Raw genomic sequence first — 15,169 nt, 5'->3', positions numbered from 1 at the left:
CGGCCTGCCTGGCCTTCACGCACCGCCCGACGAGCCCGGCGCGAAATGCGGGCTCAAGGCCACCGTCTCTCCCACGATGAAGAGGCCCGGCCGGCCCGCGTGGGCCGGGGCCTGCTGCATCAGCCGGTGCAGCGGGGCCGCCAGCACCTGCTGGCTGCTGCGCGTGCCGTCGATCACGGCCGCGGCCGGGGTGGCGGGATCCAGCCCGTGCCAGATCAGCGCCTGGGCTATGGACGTCAGGCGTGCCAGGCCCATGTAGAACACGCGGGTCTGGTGTGGCCGGGCCAGGCTGGACCAGTCCAGGCCGGGGCTGCCCTCGGCCAGGTGGCCGGGCAGGAAGACGCAGGCCTGCGCCACGTCGCGGTGGGTGAGGGGAATGCCCGCCGCCGCGGCACAGCCATTGGCCGCGCTGATGCCGGGCACGATCTCGAAGGCCAGGCCGGCCTCGGCCAGGGCCTGAGCCTCCTCGCCGCCACGGCCGAAGACAAAGGGATCGCCGCCCTTGAGCCGCAGCACGCGCCGCCCGCGCCGGGCCTCGCGGATCAGCACCTCATGGATCTGTGCCTGGCTCATCACATGATGGCCGGAGGCCTTGCCCACGTAGATGCGCTCGGCCGCCGCCGGCAGCAGCGCCAGCACCTCGGCAGCGATCAGGCGGTCATGCACCGCCACCTCGGCGCGCTGGATGCGGTCCAGCGCACGCAGGGTGAGCAGATCGGCCGGCCCGGGGCCTGCCCCCACGATAGAGACCAGGCCTGCGTGCAGGTCCTCGCGCTCAGCAGCCATGGCCCTCTTCCGCGCAGGCCGGAGCCGGGGCCTCGCACAGCGCCGCGCTGGGTCCGCGGTGGAACACCAGCTCGTCCACCGGCCGGCCACCCAGCAGGTGCTGCTCGATGATGCGGTCCATGTTCTCGGGCGTGACCTGGCAGTACCAGATGCCCTCGGGCTGCACGCAGACGATGGGGCCGCCCCTGCAGGCCGCGAAGCAGCTCACGCGGCTGCGCTTGACTCGCAAGTCGCCCGCGTTGAGGCCGGCTGCCTTGAACTTGTCGCCCAGGCTGTCGAACAACGCTTGCGACTGGCCGTCCTCGCTGCAGCGCGAGCCCGTGCAGATCAGGAGGTGACGACGGTAGGGCGCGATGCTGGGCTTCTCGAGCGTGCTGCTCATGGCTGGGTCTCCAGGTTCGAGGGAATGGCCTGGCCCGATGCGGCGTCGCGCAGGGCCGCCAGGATGTAGTCCGCGGGCAGGCGGTAGCGTAGCGCCAGCGCCTGCGGCGTTGCACCGGCCGCGTGCTCCTCGGCCAGGGTCTGCAGCCAGCCCTCCAGGCCGGTGGAGAGCGAGCGGCCGGCGCGTTCGCCCTCGCGGGTGATGCCGCCTTCGTCCAGCTCGTACTTGTTGGCGTAGCCGCGCGGCGTCACCATCAGCCCGTGGCGCATGAAGGTGTGACTGTTGCCGATCAGCACGGTGCTGAGCATGCCGATGTCGGCCTCGCCCATGTCGGCCAGGGTGCGCAGCTCGATGTGCTGACGGCGGCGGTAGGCGCTCTTGACGATGGCCACCGGCGTGTCCGGCCGGCGGTGGCGCAGGAACAGCCGCTGGGCCTCGACGATCTGGCGGGTGCGGCGGCCGCTCTTGGGGTTGTAGAGCGCGGTCACGAAGTCCGACGCAGCGGCGGCCTCCAGGCGGCGGGCGATGGCGGGCCAGGGCGTGAGCAGATCGCTGAGGGAGATGGCGCAGAAGTCATGCGTCAGCGGGGCGCCCACCAGCGCGGCGCAGGCATTGAGGGCCGAGGCGCCGGGCACGATCTCGACCTCCACCGGGTCTTCCGGCGTCCAGCCGGCCTGGAACAGCACCTCGTAGGTCGGCCCGGCCATGCCGTAGACGCCGGCGTCACCGCTGGAGATCAGCGCCACGGTCTTGCCCTGGCGCGCAGCCTCCAGGGCGCTGACGGCGCGGTCCAGCTCTTCCGTCATGCCCTTGCGCACCACCTCCTTGCCCTCCAGCAGCGGCGCCACCAGCTTGATGTAGGTGACGTAGCCCACCACCACATCGGCCTCGGCAATGGCCTCGCGGGCCCGCTGCGTCATGTGGGCCTCGCTACCGGGGCCGATGCCCACCAGGGTGATCTTGCCGCTACGGCGGCCGGGAGGCGCTTCGTTCTCAATCATGGGACATCCTTGCGATGGAGACCGTGGCGTTGCGCCCGTCGGTCCCCAGGTGTTTGAGTTTCTCGACCAGCAGGGCGCCGGCCGTGGCCCTGGCGGCCAGCAGGGCCGCGGCCTCGCTGACCGAGGGCGTGCCCGTGTAGCGGCGCACGATTTCGGAGGGGTGGGGCACGGGCACGCGGGCCAGCTCCTGAGGCGCATAGAAGTGCAAGCGCCAGCCCTGTGCGTCTGCCAGGGCCAGCAGGCCTGCCTCGTCAGCCTTCAGCGTGATGCTGGCGGCCGCGGCCACGTCCTGCCAGCCTGCACCGCAGCGGGCCAGGGCCAGTGCCACCGCCTGGTGCAGGGTGGCTTGCGTGGTGCCGCGGTCGCAACCCAGCCCGAGCGCGATCTTCATGTGGGCTCCTGCGGGGGGCGGTAGACCACCAGCCGCTCCTCCAGCGCTTGCCAGTGCCTGGCGCTGACCGGCGCATGGGTGATCCACAGCATCGCCTTGAAGCGCGCCGTGTCCACCGCATCGAAGCGGTCAAAGCAATGAATGTTGGGCGGCAGCGGGGTCGGCCGCGTCCACCAGTGCGGGCTGCCGGCCTCCTGGACCAGGGCCACCGGCTCACCGTTGACCACGGCGGCCGAGACACGGGTGATGTTGATCTTGGGCGCTTCCACCCGCCAGCCCAGTTCGCGCCCGAGGATGTCCACGGGAATGGTCTGTCCGACGTCCGAGGCGGTGGTCAGCACGGGCTGCGCATCCAGCAGCAGGGCCAGCTGCTCGGCCATGGCATTGGCGCCGCCCACGTGGCCGGACAGCACGGGGATGACGAACTGCGCGGCATCGTCGACCACCAGCACGCCCGGGTCCTCGTCCTTGCTGCGCAGGTGAGGGGCGATCAGACGCACCACGGCCCCCAGCGACACGAAGAAGACGATCTGGTCATAGGCCGCGAACAGGCCGGCGATCTTGTCCCTGAACGCGCCGTCATAGCAATGCCGGGCGTTGGGCAGGCCGTCCAGGGCCTCGGCGAATTTGGCGGCCACGCACAGCTCGGCATGGGGCAGGGCGCGCGCCAGCCGAGCCGCCAGGCCCGCGCCGTGGCGGGTGATGGCGACCAGGACCACGCGCGGTGGCATCAGCTCAGGAGGGGCAGGATTCATCGAGGGTCCGGGGTGGAGTCAGGGGAAGGGCAGGGGCCGCGAGCGGTTTCTTCAGACAGCCCCGCAGGCGTTCGCCGCGCTGGCGCAGGGGGCTGCTCACCAGCATCAGCGAGAGGTAGCTGAGCTTGCTGCCGCGCAGGGCCAGCAGCTGCTCGCCGCGGAAGATGCGCTCGTCCGGTGCGCCGCAGCGTTCGATGAGCCGGGCCTGGGCCAGCAGGCCGCGCGCAAGGAGCCAGTCCAGCAGCGCATCGATCAGGGGCTTGACCTTCAACAGCACCAGGGTGTCGAACTCCGGCAGCAGGCGGTCCAGCGCGCTGACGCCATAGGCGGCGGGCACGATGGCCACGGTGTCGTCCTGCTCGGCCAGGGGCTGGGCCAGGGTCGCGCAGGCCGCGGTGAAGGCGTTCACACCGGCCGTCACCTCGATGGCCACGGCGGGATCGAGGGCCCGCAGCGTGCGCGCCAGATGCCCGAAGGTGGCGTAGGTGCTGGCATCGCCCTCCACCAGGAAGAGCACGTCCCGGCCGGCCTGCAGCTGGGGCAGCACCCAGTCCGCGGCACGCTGCCAGCTGCGCGCCAGCTTCTCGGCGTCATAGCTCATCGGAAAGAGCAGGGCCTGGTGCAGGGCGGGCGTCGGCAGGCCGGCACGCAGGACGATGTCCAGCGCATAGCTGGCACTCTTGCCGCTGCGCACCGGATAGACCCAGACCGCGTCCCGCCGCTGCAGCAGCGCCCAGGCCTGGCGGGTGATCAGGCCGGGATCGCCAGGCCCCAGGCTCACGCCATGCAGCGTGCCGCGGCGGCTCACGAGCTCAGGCGTCATGGCGGCGCTCCTGCGTGGCCATGGGGGCCTGGGCGGAGACAATCCACACCGGGTTCTCTGCGGCCATGCGGTGCATGTGGAGGATGGGCTTGCTGCGCGCCGCCTGCAGCTGCAGCACGTCCCAGTCCAGCGCCAGCGAGGCCAGGGTCTGCGTGGCGGTGGCGAGGTTCTCGAGGGTCACGAAGTTCATCACCAGCCAGCCGCCAGGGCGCAGCCGGGCCATCACGAGACGGATCAGGCCGTCCAGCTCACCGCCTGAGCCACCGATGAAGACGGCATCCGGATCCGGCCAGGCATCCAGCGGCTCCGGTGCCTTGCCCAGCACCAGGGTGTGATTGCTCAAGCCGGCCGCACGCTGGTTCAGCCGGGCAATGGCCAGGTCCTGCTCGTTCTTCTCGATGGCCCAGACGTGGCCGCGCGGGCACAGGCGTGCGGCTTCGAGGCCCACGGATCCGCTGCCCGCGCCGATGTCCCAGACCCGGCTGTCGGCCCGCAGCTGCAGGCGCGCCAGGGAGACCGCGCGCACCTCCTGCTTGGTGATCAGACCCTTCTCCGGATGACGCTGGGCGTAGTGGGCATCCGGCAGCCCGAAGAGCGTGGGCCGCGGCCGGGGCCGCACCCGCCACAGCAGCAGCACATTGGGGTCGGCGAAGCGGCGGTCGGCGGCCTCGGCCGGCTGAAGGTCCGCATGGATGCGCTCCTGCGGTGTGCACAGGCATTCGGCCACGGACAGCTGGAAGGCCTCGCCCATGCCTTCGGCCAGCAGCAGCCGGGCGACACGGTCCGGCGTGTTGGCGGGGCTCGTCAGCACCAGCAGGCGGTCGTGCTCGCGCAGGGCCTGGGCCAGGGCATGCAGCCCGTGATCGGGCGGAGCGCCGGGCTGCCACTCGCCGGCATCCTGGGCATGGATGGACAGGATGCGCGCGTCCTGCCAGGCCAGGCCCAGGCGGGCGCAGGCCAGCTGCAGGGTCGAGACATTGGGCAGCACCTCGATGGCCGAGAGACACAGGCGCGCCGCCAGATAGCCTGCGATGCCATGGCACAAGGGATCGCCGGTGGCCAGCAGGACCACGGGCAGCTGGGCCTCGCGGGCCTCGCGTATCCATTCGGGCACCTGGGCCAGCGGCCCCTGCAGGGCATGGCGGCGGGCCTCGGGGGCGATCTCGTCGGCGAACAGGGCCAGGGTGCGCGGCGCACCGATGACGACGCGGGCGCGGCGCAGATGGGCCAGCGCCAGCGCCCCGAGGCTGGCGGCGCCGTCGTCCAGGACGCCGATGACGCGGCAGGGTTGGGGGTCAGACAGGTGCATGGGTCGAGCAGGCCTCGGCAATCTTCTGGCCGTCGAAATCGCAGACCAGGACACGCAGCCGGAAGCGGCTGCCATAGCGCTCCGGGGCGCACAGGGTGCTGATCACCTTGCGCGCCAGGGCGTCGTGAAATTCATTGAGCAGACCCAGGGCCTGCATGCGCTCGGCGGCAAAGCGCGCGGTGACATTGGCCGCGATGGCGGCGCACTCGTCGGCAGGCGCGCCGATGCTGGCGGCCAGCTCGGCCAGCAGCCCGGTGTCCACCTCGGCGCGGTTGGCGTGGGTGATGGTCTCGCCCTGGGCGATCTTGGTGAGCTTGCCCACCATGCCTCCGATGACGACCTCGCGCAGCCCTTCCTCGGCCGCGGTGTCCAGGGCATAGCGCAGGAAGTCGCCCATCTGCACGAAGCAGGCCTGCGGCAGGCCCGCGCACTCGCGCATGGCGAACTGCTCGGTCCGGCCGCCGGTGGTCAGCACGACCACGCTGTGCCCGCTGCTCTTGCCGACGGTGGCGGCCACCTGCACACCCTGGACCACGCTGGCGCGGTAGGCCGCGGTGGAATAGGGCTTGACGATGCCCGTGGTGCCCAGGATGGAAATGCCGCCCAGGATGCCCAGGCGGGCATTGAGCGTCTTGCGCGCCATCTCCACGCCCTGGGGCACGGAGATGGTGACCTCCAGGCCGGCGTCGTCCAGCAGCGGAGCCCCGGCTTCGCGGACGTTCTCCTCGATGTTGCGCCGCGGCACCGGGTTGATGGCCGGCCCGCCGACCTCCAGGCCCAGGCCCGCCATGGTGACGGTGCCAACGCCGGTACCGCCGCGCAGCAGCACTTCACCCGGACGGTCCCGCAGCAGGCGCACGTCGGCGGTGAGCCGGGCCTTGTCCGTGCAGTCCGGGTCGTCCCCGGCGTCCTTGACGACCACGGCATGGGCGGCCTCGGCGTCGCAGCGGCCGTCGATCACCTCGAAGCAGATCAGCTGGCCCTTGGGCAGGCGTGCCTCCACGCGCGTCGGGACGCTGCCCCCCACCAGCCCCAGCACCGCAGCCCTGGCCGCCGCGGCCGAGCAGGCTCCGGTGGTGAAGCCGGTGCGCGTGCCGCGCTGGCTGGTCTTGTCCATCATGGATGGCTCCGGGGCGCCTGCTGCCGCGTCTCCGCCAGGGCCAGCAGGGCATGCAGCGCCGCCACCACGAGGGTGGAACCGCCCTTGCGCCCGCGGATGGCGATCCACGGCACGCGCTGCTCCTGAGCCAGCAGGGCCTTGGACTCGGCCGCCGAGACAAAGCCCACCGGCATGCCCACCACCAGGGCTGGCCGCACACCTTGCTCCTGAATCAGGCGCAGCAGCTCCAGCAGGGCCGTGGGCGCATTGCCGATGCCCACGATGGCCCCCTCCAGCAACCCCAGCCGGTGGGCCTTGCGCATGGCCTGCACGGCACGGGTGCTGTCCTGTTCGCGTGCGGCCTGGATCACATCGGCGTCGCTGATGAACTGGTGGCAGCGCATGCCGAAGTGCGCCAGGCGCGGCGCGGAGAGGCCGGAGCAGATCATCTCCACGTCCGCCACCACCGGCGTGCCGCCGCGCAACATGGCGGCGACCCCAGCCTCGACTGCCTGCGGGTGGAACTCGGTGAGGCCGTTGAACTCGAAGTCGGCATTGGCGTGGATCATCCGGCGCACGACGGGCCATTGCCCGGGCTCGTAGGCGTGGGGGCCGACCTCGGCATCGATGATGGCGAAGCTGTCGTGCTCGATGGCCTGCCCGGCACGGGTCAGCTGCTCGGTGACCGTGTTGACGCTGCTCATGCGGGCTCCGCGGCGGGCGCATGTCCATGCGCGTGCCCATGCACATGCACAGGAGCCTGCGCCGCCGCCGGGCCGTGCGTGTGCTCGTGCGAATGACCATGGCCCAGTTCGTGGGCGATCTCGCGGTACTTGCAGCCATCGCAGGGCAGGCGACTGTCGGGCAGGCCCGCCAGCAGATCCGCCACCCGCTGCTCCAGCAGCTGGAAGATTTCCGGCTCGAAGCCGAAGTGGGTGCCGCATTCGAAGCGCAGCTGCGGATACTGCGCGCGCAGGTGCGCCACCTGGCGCTGGATGCGCTGCATCAGCGTGCCGGTGTAGAGGTAGTAGGGAAGCACCACGATCTGGCGCAGGCCGATCAGGGCCTGACGCTGCACCACTCGCTCCAACCGGGGCCAGGTGATGCCGGTGAAGGCCAGCTCCACCAGCTCATGTTCGCCGGACTCCTGCAGCCAGCGCGCCATCTTGGCCATCTCGCCGTTGGCGGCGCGATCCGAGGAGCCGCGACCCAGCAGGATCACGCCGGTGCCGCGCGGGTCCGGCATGTCCAGCGCCGCCATGGCCTGCTTCAGGCGCCGCTGCAGGATCTTCAGGATGGGGTCGCAGGCCGTGAGGTGGGGGGCGTAGAGGAAGTCCACGCCTGGCGCATGGGCCCGCGCGTGCTCGATGGCCTCGGGGATCTCCATCTTCACGTGCCCGGCGGCATTGAGGATCAGTGGCAGGACCAGCACGCGCCGCGCGCCAGCCGCCGCCTGCAGCAGGCCGTCGTGCAGGGACGGAGGCGCGAATTCGATGAAGCAGACCTCGATGCGCCAGCCCGGCTGCCGGGCCTGCCACTGATGGACAAAGGCGTGGATCTCGGCATTGCCGGCGGACTCGCGCGAGCCATGGCCCACGAGCAGGAGGGTGGTGTCGTTCATGCAGACTCCGTGGGCGCGCTGGCGCGCCGGTAGCGATGGGTGAAGCTGGGGTCGTACAGCTTGGAACGGGCCAGGTCTGGCCACTGACGCGCGCCCAGGGTGGGGCTGGCGATCACCATGGCCTGGCTGACGATGCCGGCCTCGCGGCACAGGGACTTGATCGTTGCCACTGTGCCGCGCAGGACCCGCTGATGCCCCGGCCAGCTGGCCTTGTGGACCACCAGCATGGGCGCGTCCGCGGGCCAGCCGGCCTCCTGCAGCGCGGCTTCGACCTTGTGCAGCAGGGTGATGGAAAGAAAGATGCACAGCGTGCTTCGATGGCGGGCCAGCTCCACCAGGCTCTCGCCCGCCGGCATGGGCGTGCGGCCCTCCACGCGCGTGAAGATCACCGTCTGGGTGACCTCGGGCAGAGTCAGGCTTTCCACCGCCGCGGCCGCCGAGGCCATGGCCGAGGACACCCCTGGCACCACCTCGAGGGCCACGCCTGCGGCATCCAGGGGCTGCACCAGCTCGATCAGGGCCCCGTACAGCGCGGGATCGCCCGTCTGCAGGCGCACGACGGTGGCGTGCTGCCGGGACTGCTCGATCAGCCAGTCCGACATCTGCTCCAGCGTCATGTCCTTGGAGTCACGCAGGACGCAGCCCGCCGGGGCCCAGCGCGTGGCGGCCTCGTCGACCAGGGATCCGGCATAGAGGATGGCGCCGGCGCAGGCGATGAGATCCCGGCCGCGCACGGTGATCAGGTCCGGTGAGCCTGGTCCGGCGCCGACGAAGAACACCGTGCCCGGCCGCTGCTGTGGCGCGCGCTTCATGCGCCGGCGCTGATGCGTTCATCGCAGCACAGGCGCACCAGGGCGTCCCGGCGCCGTGCCAGGGCCTGTGCGCCGCGGACCATCAACCAGCTCAGCAGCGGCTCAGCCAGCACCACCGAGAGATAGGACGCCGCGAACAGCGCCCAGTCCTGCAGCGCGGTGCTCGTCTGCCCATTGGCCAGCCAGAAGCCCACCATCAGGGTGACCCCCGCGTAGTAGGTGGCATCGAGCTGCAGGAGGAAGCGGCGGCTCAGGGGCCGGTCGCGGCGTCCCAGCAACTGATGGGTGACCAGCAGCGGCACCATCAGCGAGAGGGCGTTGACCGCCAGATGGACCAGGTCCTGCGGCTCGAACAGCAGGCCCTGCATCAACAGGCCCAGGCCGAAGCCGAACAGGGTGGGCACCAGGCCGCACAGCAGATAGATGGGCATGGCCCCCACGAAATGCAGCTCGGATGGACCGACCTTCAGGTGGACGAGCTGCATGCAGGCGGTGAAGAAGAGCGCTGCCAGTACGCTGCGCAGCACCAGGACCGGCTGGCGAAGCAGGGCAGGGGCGTGGTGCGCCAGCAGCAGTGCGGCGGCGCCATTGGCGAAGAACAGCTTGGCGGGCGCCAGCAGGCCGGGTTCGATATGCATGGGACTTCCGATCAGGTGTGGGAAGGCGCGGGCGTACGGCAGCAGCGCCGCAGCCCGTTCGAGATGAAGACGGATTCAGGCCTGCGCGGACCCAGAAAGGTCAGCACATGGCCCGTTGGCTCAGCGGCCAGCGTCTGGGGTCAGGGGGAACGAAGCATGACAAACCCTCCGGCCTGCACGCCCCGTGCAGGATTGAAGCCAGGAATCACCGAGTGAGGGAGGAGGAGGGGTGTGGCACGACCCGGCGGCGAGCCGGGCGCGCAAACAGCCCGAGCCGCCCACCGCAGCATCAGCACCAAAACACTGCGGGCCGGTCTCCGGGCTTGCAAGTCCGGAGTATCGAACTCCGGCAGGCCGCTCCTTCCCGGACCGGAGTCCAGTGGATTCAAGCGCAGCCCTGACCTTGCTTACCGTTGCGGGGGCAGCGTTGGCATTGCGGGCTCCTGAGCGGAGCGCCGCGCACCAACTTCCCGTTTCACCAGGCCGGTCCGGACGGACCACCTGGCACCTTCAGTGTGCGGCCGCAGTATACGTGCGCGGACCGCCTTCCACGGCCTGGCGCAGCCGGCGGGCCGCTCGCCATCGCATGAAGCGGGCGATGGGCGCCCGGGCGATGTCATGAATGCGGCGGTTGTTGAGGCGAGGCAAGGTCAGGGGACTCTGGAGACCAGTAACTGGCTGAGACGATCCTGCTGGCCCCGGCCCTGCGCTACGGCGCCATCTTCCAGATGCGCTTCTGACTGTCAATGAGCCAGACAGCGTCGGTCTCTGACACGGCAATTGCCAGGAGGCTCGTGACACCTGACGGCAATACCTTTGCCTCCCAGGTTCCGTTATTCCATGCCGGACTGCCTAGGGTATATCTGGCCAATTGATCCGGGCCATTGCCTTGCGAGGTGGCAACCCAAACGGTGTTCTTGCCAGCCGCCAGGAGGCGCACGCCACTGGGCGCGGCAGCGCCACCAGCGATCAGGCAAAGCCCCCGAGAAACGCAGCCATAAGCCGCCCGCAGCGTTTCTATCCACAATACTGGGCGTTGCGCCGCTCCCGCAGTTCCAGCGGGGACCGACATTGCGCTGCTTGTTGCTCCATACGACGTCCAACCAGGTGATGACGCACACCCCCCCAAGCTTTGATACACAGCATTGGAGGCATCACCTTTCTTGGTGGCAAAAAGGGTGGAACCCCGCCCGCTCGCCACGTTGATCGGACCGAAATCGCACGAGGGCGACAAAGTCGCGTTGTAAGTGGGAAGCGCCGGACCGACAGGACTGAAGTTCTGGGCCACCGACCAGTACTTTCCGTCAGCATCGACAACGCCCCATCTCAGGCCATCGTAGGACGTGATCGAAACCGCGTTCGGCGTGGGCCCGCCCGGCGCCGGGGTGAGCCGGGCCCAGGATCCGGCGGCACCCCAGACGTGAAAGGCGCCATCGGTCCCGACAAGCACGGCTCCTTTGTCGCCCGCCGCGGCGATTGCTTTGGCTGCCCCCGGCATCTGCTGCCACTGTTGGGCATAGGCCTGTGAAACAGGCAGCAGCATGGCCACCGCAGATACGGCTGTGACTTTGATTCTGCTGAGAAGGGAAGTCATGTCATTCCTTCACGTAGGGGCTTGAACAGCCTGCCCGTTGAATAGATGGCCATCACCAGGGGAGATAGAAGCAGCTCTCCATGGCATGCGGTTCAAATATCGCAACTGCCAGACCAGATGCCAGACCGGATATCAGCCAGCTCTGCTCGGCGGTAACGGCAGCGTGATATCCGACAATCTCTACGGTACGGCTGGAATCGTCGAATGCAGATTCCCAGCATGCAGCCGGCCACGGTGCTCGCGAACAGTGCAAGGGAAAACAGTGGGTCTGAAAGGACGTCTCGAATTCGCGAGTGGTTACATCTTACGAACGTCGTCACGATGTCTACAGCCGCCATCCCTATCTGATACTGCGCTGAGTGCCTGGCTGCAGTTGCCCTGCCAGATTCGAATCATGAGAGCTGCCCGGCCTTGACGGCGGGACGTATTGACAGGCCGGGGCGTCCGGCATGCGAAGGCAATCAAGGGGCAGGCCGCGCGTCAGCTGCCGGCCATCGCATCCGCCCAGTCGAGCACCAGCGCCTCGATCTGCGCGCGGTCCAGGGCGGGCTCCAGCTCCTCTGCCTCGGCATAGGTGCCCGTAGGCAGGGCCTGAAGGCCCTGCTCGGTGTCAGTCCAGGTGAAGCGCGCCGTGCAGGCTGGGCAGCCCAGGTGATGTCCGGCGCGCGCGCTGCGCGTGCGAACCAGCGTCGGGCCGCAGACCGGGCAGTTCTGCAGCGGGATGCCATCATCGCTATGACCGACGATGCCGTCGAAGGCACCGTCCCGCCCCATGCGCAGGAACGTGGTTCCCAGCGCCAGATCGAACTGATTCCCCAGCTCGGACTCGATGATGTCCAGGGCCTGGGCGATGGGCATGCCGGCGCGGTACGGCCGTGTGCTCGTCATGGCATCAAAGGCGTCGCACAGGCCGACCAGCCGGGCGTCGCGAGGAATCTCGTCGCCGGCGAGTCCCATGGGATAGCCCCGGCCGTTGGGCATTTCGTGGTGATGGTGGATCACGCCGACGACCAGTTCCGCCAGCGGATGGCCGGACAGCATGCGTGCCCCCACGCGCGGATGCGTCTTGATGATGGCGAATTCCTCGTCGGTCAGCCGCCCCGGCTTGCGCAGGATGGCATCGGGAATCCCCACCTTGCCCAGGTCGTGCAGAAAGCCGGCCATCGCGATGCGGCTGGCTTCGCGCGGCGTGCTGCCCGATTCCAGGGCCAGCGCATGGGCCATGCGCGCCACGCGCCAGAGGTGCCCACCAGTGTAGGGGTCGCGTGCCTCGACCATCCAGGCCGAGACCAGCAGGCTGGCCAGCAAGGCCTGACGCTGGGTCGCCAGCTCCTGGCGCAGGCCCTGTACTTCATCGCTCAGTGCTTGCGGTTCAGAAGTCGTCATGTCGTGTCTTGTGATGTCAGTGGGCCGGCTCGGGCCGGCAAGAAAGCTCATCGCGAGCTCGGAAGGGACGATTCAAAGGCCCAGTTCACTGAGGCCCGGATGCTCGGCCGGGCGAGGCCCTTGCGGCCAGTGGAACAGACGCTCGTGCGCCTGGATGGGCTTGTCGTTGATGCTGGCGTGGCGCACCGCCATGTAGCCGTCGGCGTCGAATTCCCAGTTCTCATTGCCGTAGGAGCGGAACCAGTTGCCGGCGTCGTCATGCCACTCGTAGGCGAAACGCACGGCGATGCGGTGGCCATCGTGCGCCCACAGTTCCTTGATGAGCCGATAGTCCAGTTCGCGGGCCCACTTGCGTTCGAGCAGTTGCCGGATCTGCTCGCGGCCGCGCGGGAACTCGCTGCGATTGCGCCAGCGGCTGTCCGGCGTGTAGGCCAGGGCCACGCGCTGCGGATCGCGCGTGTTCCATGCATCTTCGGCCATGCGGACCTTCTGCGTGGCGGTCTCCCGGGTGAAGGGCGGCAAAGGAGGGCGTGGGGTGTCGAGGGGCGTGTTCATGAGGGCAGCAAGTTGACATTGGCAAGACAGGGGCGGCCGAGCCGCCCCCGAACTTCAGACGGCCTGCCGAGCGGCGACCAGCGGGAAGTCGACGTCGGTCCGCGCCACGTTGTTGACGTAGTTGGTCAGCACATTGAGCGCCACGTTCAGCACGATCTCCACGACGGCCGACTCGTCGAAGTCAGCGGCGCGCAAGGCAGCCAGGTCGGCATCCGACACCCGGCCGCGCGACTCGGCCACGCGACGGGCGAAGTGCAGGGCCGCGGCGGTGCGTGCATCGTCCGAGCGGCCGTCGCGGGCAGCATCGATCTCACCGGCGCCAATCTTGGCGACATGCGTGGCCAGGTAGCTGTGTGCCGACAGGCAGTAATCGCAGCCGTTGAACTCGGCAATGGTCAATGCGATGCGCTCGCGCAGTTGCACGCTCAGCTTGCCCTTGGCCAGCGCGCCATTCAGCGACAGGTAGCCTTCCAGGCCCGCCGGGCTTTGGCCCAGCAGCTTCATCAGATTGGGCACAACGCCCAGCTGTTTTTCGACGGCGGCCAGCAGGGGCTTGGCGGCTTCGAGGGATTGGTCGACGGTGGGGATGCTGAGACGGGACATGGTCAAGACTCCGTGATGCTGTGAGGTGATTCGGCTTGGCATTCGCTACGTGTTCGGCGAATGACTGAACTGTCGTTGAATCGGTCGATGATTAGAATCACCTCAAATTGCAATGCACCGTTACGCGCGGAGGAACAGTTGGACAAACTGCATCTCATCAACGTCTTTGTGGCGGTCGTCGATGCCAGCGGGTTCGCCGGAGCGGCGCGCAAGCTGGGCATCTCGCCGCCGGCCGTCACCCGGGCCATCAGCGAGCTGGAGGCGCACCTGGGTGCCCGCCTGCTGACCCGCACCACGCGGGTCGTGCGGGTGACCGAGGCCGGCGCACGCTATGTGGAGGACTGCCGGCGCATCCTGGCCGAACTGGCCGAAGCGGACGAGTCGGTCAGCGGCCTGCATGGCGCGCCGCGTGGTCGGCTGACCGTCACCGCGCCGGTGCTTTTCGGTGCCTTGCACGTGACGCCTGTCATGACTGAGTACCTGCAGCGTTATCCCGAGGTCACTGCTTCCTGCTGGTTCCTGGACCGGGTGGTGAATCTGACCGATGAAGGGGTGGACGTGGCCGTGCGCATCGGCGAGTTGCCGGACTCCTCGCTGCAAGCCGTGCGCGTCGGGAGCGTGCGCCGCGTCATCTGCGGCGCGCCGGCCTATCTGGCCGCGCATGGCGAGCCGCGGCAGCCCGAGGACTTGCTCGGCCACACGCTGATCTCGGCCAATGCCGTCACGCCGGCGCCGGAGTGGCGCTTCAAGGTGGAGGGGGAGGTGAGGGCGGTGAGGCTCGCACCGCGCATGCAGACCACCACCAATGATTCGGCCATTGCGGCCGCGGTGGGCGGCTTCGGACTGACGCGACTGATGTCCTACCAGGTGGACGGCCTGGTACGAAGCGGCGCATTGCAGCTGGTGTTGGAACCGTTCGAGCTGGCAGCCCTCCCGGTGCATCTGGTGCACCGGGAAGGCCGCCACGCCTCGCACAAGGCGCGGGCGTTCATCGATCTGGCTGTGGAGCGGCTGCGCGAGCGGCTGGCGCCGCTCGGTTGAAGAAGGCGCTGGGGGCTCAGGCCGTCTTGCTGACGATCAGGTTGCAGACTTGCTCGTGGATATCCTGCAAGTCCTGCGGCGCCTGCGAGAAGTTCATCTTCTGGTCCATGCGGATGCGTGCATCGGCCAGGGCCGCCTTGCTCGGGCGGTCCCATTGCGGGCCCAGCAGTCCCTTCATGATGACGGTGGCATGGTGCTCGGCCTGCTCGTCGCTGAGCGGCTTGCCCAGCAGTGCGGCACCGCGCTTGAGCGTCTCGCCGTGAATGGTGACGAAGCAGCCGAGCATCGCGTCGCGTGCCTCGACTGGGGTGATGGCTGCGTCGGAACGGGCCTTGGCGAGCATGTGCTTGATGTGCATGGGGAGACTCCTGGG

The 15,169-nt window shown here is 69.1% G+C and carries 18 protein-coding genes and 1 riboswitch; of the genes, 1 reads left to right on the top strand and 17 read right to left on the bottom strand.

Annotated features, from left to right (window positions below; genetic code table 11):
* Window positions 1-15: 15 nt before the first annotated feature.
* The 16 genes from cobA to O9Y01_RS17600 form a co-directional block, all read right to left on the bottom strand.
* Window positions 16-786 carry a uroporphyrinogen-III C-methyltransferase gene (cobA, locus tag O9Y01_RS17675; RefSeq protein ID WP_269632930.1) on the bottom strand — a complete coding sequence of 257 codons (771 nt, stop codon included), beginning with the start codon at window positions 784-786 and terminating at the stop codon, window positions 16-18.
* Window positions 776-1,168 (bottom strand): (2Fe-2S) ferredoxin domain-containing protein, encoded by a 393-nt coding sequence (locus O9Y01_RS17670; RefSeq protein ID WP_269632929.1) that lies wholly within the window; start codon window positions 1,166-1,168, stop codon window positions 776-778. Before O9Y01_RS17670 ends, cobA begins: the two co-directional genes overlap by 11 nt.
* Window positions 1,165-2,169, bottom strand: coding sequence for a precorrin-3B C(17)-methyltransferase (gene cobJ / locus O9Y01_RS17665; protein ID WP_269632928.1), 1,005 nt, complete (start codon window positions 2,167-2,169; stop codon window positions 1,165-1,167). The genes O9Y01_RS17670 and cobJ overlap by 4 nt, the downstream gene beginning before the upstream one ends.
* Window positions 2,162-2,560 (bottom strand): cobalamin biosynthesis protein, encoded by a 399-nt coding sequence (locus tag O9Y01_RS17660; RefSeq protein ID WP_269632927.1) that lies wholly within the window; start codon window positions 2,558-2,560, stop codon window positions 2,162-2,164. Before O9Y01_RS17660 ends, cobJ begins: the two co-directional genes overlap by 8 nt.
* Window positions 2,557-3,315 (bottom strand): cobalamin biosynthesis central domain-containing protein, encoded by a 759-nt coding sequence (locus O9Y01_RS17655; RefSeq protein ID WP_269632926.1) that lies wholly within the window; start codon window positions 3,313-3,315, stop codon window positions 2,557-2,559. Before O9Y01_RS17655 ends, O9Y01_RS17660 begins: the two co-directional genes overlap by 4 nt.
* Entirely contained in the window at window positions 3,296-4,138 is an 843-nt protein-coding gene (cobI, locus tag O9Y01_RS17650; RefSeq protein WP_269632925.1) for a precorrin-2 C(20)-methyltransferase, read from the bottom strand. The genes O9Y01_RS17655 and cobI overlap by 20 nt, the downstream gene beginning before the upstream one ends.
* Window positions 4,128-5,447 (bottom strand): precorrin-6y C5,15-methyltransferase (decarboxylating) subunit CbiE, encoded by a 1,320-nt coding sequence (gene cbiE, locus O9Y01_RS17645; protein ID WP_269632924.1) that lies wholly within the window; start codon window positions 5,445-5,447, stop codon window positions 4,128-4,130. Before cbiE ends, cobI begins: the two co-directional genes overlap by 11 nt.
* Window positions 5,434-6,567, bottom strand: coding sequence for a cobalt-precorrin-5B (C(1))-methyltransferase (locus tag O9Y01_RS17640; RefSeq protein ID WP_269632923.1), 1,134 nt, complete (start codon window positions 6,565-6,567; stop codon window positions 5,434-5,436). Before O9Y01_RS17640 ends, cbiE begins: the two co-directional genes overlap by 14 nt.
* On the bottom strand, window positions 6,564-7,250 hold the full coding sequence (locus tag O9Y01_RS17635; RefSeq protein ID WP_269632922.1) for a precorrin-8X methylmutase: 687 nt from the start codon (window positions 7,248-7,250) through the stop codon (window positions 6,564-6,566). Before O9Y01_RS17635 ends, O9Y01_RS17640 begins: the two co-directional genes overlap by 4 nt.
* Window positions 7,247-8,167, bottom strand: coding sequence for a sirohydrochlorin chelatase (locus tag O9Y01_RS17630; RefSeq protein ID WP_269632921.1), 921 nt, complete (start codon window positions 8,165-8,167; stop codon window positions 7,247-7,249). Before O9Y01_RS17630 ends, O9Y01_RS17635 begins: the two co-directional genes overlap by 4 nt.
* Window positions 8,164-8,979, bottom strand: a complete 816-nt coding sequence (cobM, locus tag O9Y01_RS17625; RefSeq protein ID WP_269632920.1) for a precorrin-4 C(11)-methyltransferase — start codon at window positions 8,977-8,979, stop codon at window positions 8,164-8,166. Before cobM ends, O9Y01_RS17630 begins: the two co-directional genes overlap by 4 nt.
* Window positions 8,976-9,617 carry an energy-coupling factor ABC transporter permease gene (locus O9Y01_RS17620; protein WP_269632919.1) on the bottom strand — a complete coding sequence of 214 codons (642 nt, stop codon included), beginning with the start codon at window positions 9,615-9,617 and terminating at the stop codon, window positions 8,976-8,978. The genes cobM and O9Y01_RS17620 overlap by 4 nt, the downstream gene beginning before the upstream one ends.
* A gap of 297 nt (window positions 9,618-9,914) precedes the next feature.
* Window positions 9,915-10,136: riboswitch (cobalamin riboswitch) on the bottom strand.
* A gap of 190 nt (window positions 10,137-10,326) precedes the next feature.
* On the bottom strand, window positions 10,327-11,211 hold the full coding sequence (locus O9Y01_RS17615) for a hypothetical protein (protein WP_269632918.1): 885 nt from the start codon (window positions 11,209-11,211) through the stop codon (window positions 10,327-10,329).
* Window positions 11,212-11,691: 480 nt separating this feature from the next.
* The gene (locus O9Y01_RS17610) at window positions 11,692-12,597 is read right to left on the bottom strand and encodes an HD-GYP domain-containing protein (protein WP_269632917.1); all 906 of its coding nucleotides are present in this window, start codon (window positions 12,595-12,597) and stop codon (window positions 11,692-11,694) included.
* A gap of 72 nt (window positions 12,598-12,669) precedes the next feature.
* Window positions 12,670-13,152: a nuclear transport factor 2 family protein gene (locus tag O9Y01_RS17605; protein ID WP_269632916.1), complete on the bottom strand. Its 483-nt coding sequence runs from the start codon at window positions 13,150-13,152 to the stop codon at window positions 12,670-12,672.
* A gap of 54 nt (window positions 13,153-13,206) precedes the next feature.
* Window positions 13,207-13,755 (bottom strand): carboxymuconolactone decarboxylase family protein, encoded by a 549-nt coding sequence (locus tag O9Y01_RS17600; protein ID WP_269632915.1) that lies wholly within the window; start codon window positions 13,753-13,755, stop codon window positions 13,207-13,209.
* Between the two features lie 138 nt (window positions 13,756-13,893).
* Here O9Y01_RS17600 and O9Y01_RS17595 point away from each other — a divergent pair, with 138 nt between their 5' ends.
* On the top strand, window positions 13,894-14,796 hold the full coding sequence (locus tag O9Y01_RS17595; RefSeq protein WP_269633231.1) for a LysR family transcriptional regulator: 903 nt from the start codon (window positions 13,894-13,896) through the stop codon (window positions 14,794-14,796).
* Window positions 14,797-14,812: 16 nt separating this feature from the next.
* On the opposite strand, the gene O9Y01_RS17590 is transcribed toward O9Y01_RS17595, so the two are convergent.
* Entirely contained in the window at window positions 14,813-15,154 is a 342-nt protein-coding gene (locus O9Y01_RS17590; RefSeq protein ID WP_269632914.1) for a hypothetical protein, read from the bottom strand.
* Between the last annotated feature and the right edge of the window lie 15 nt (window positions 15,155-15,169).

The sequence above is a fragment of the Pelomonas sp. BJYL3 genome (assembly GCF_027257975.1).
GTDB classification, from domain to species: Bacteria; Pseudomonadota; Gammaproteobacteria; order Burkholderiales; family Burkholderiaceae_C; genus Roseateles_B; species Roseateles_B flavus.
This window is presented reverse-complemented; position numbering and strand designations above follow the sequence as displayed.